Consider the following 831-nt stretch of genomic DNA (forward strand, 5'->3'; position numbering starts at 1 on the left):
TACTAGTAGAATCACTCATTGATATTGAATCACTTAGCGAGGTAGACTCGCTTACGCTTTCTGAACCACTTAATGATGTTGAGGTACTCAATGAACCAGATGTACTTGTTGAAGTCGAACCACTTGTCGATTTTGAATCACTTAATGAATCAGATTCACTCACGCTTTCCGAACTTCTTAGTGACGTCGATACACTTAATGATGACGAATCGCTTGTGCTTACTGAATCGCTCATCGATTGTGAGCCACTCAATGAACTAGACTCGCTTACACTTTCTGATTTTCTTAATGACGTTGAGACGCTCAATGAGCCAGAATCACTTACGCTTGTTGAACCACTCATCGATTTTGAGTCACTTTCAGAATTAGATTCGCTTACACTTTCTGAATCATTTACAGATTCTGACATACTTTGTGAATCAGATATGCTTGCGCTCATTACTTCACTAGCCGATGTTGATGTGCTTGTCGAATCACTTAACGATATAGACACACTCATCGAACCAGATGTACTCGCACTTGTTGAGTCTGATGTTGAATCACTAACACTATCAGATAATGACGTTGAATCACTCATACTTGTTGATGTACTTGTTGAAAGCGACATACTTTGTGAATCACTTGTACTTGTACGCATCGAAGTACTAGTTGAAGCTGATGTACTACGAGAGTCACTTGTTGATGTTGATGTACTTGCTGATCCAGATGCACTTGTACTTCTTGATGTGCTTTGTGAATCGCTTAATGATGTTGATGTTGAATCGGATTCACTTGTACTTTCTGATGTTGAGCCAGATTCTGATGTACTTACCGATGTTGATAAACTTGCAA

Annotated in this window: 1 protein-coding gene; it reads left to right on the top strand. The window is 39.2% G+C overall.

What is annotated here, in order from left to right:
- The coding region (locus IDG60_RS24250) for a hypothetical protein (protein WP_274611449.1) at positions 1–831 on the top strand (831 nt) is incomplete at both ends.

The organism is Staphylococcus sp. EG-SA-2 (assembly GCF_017152085.1).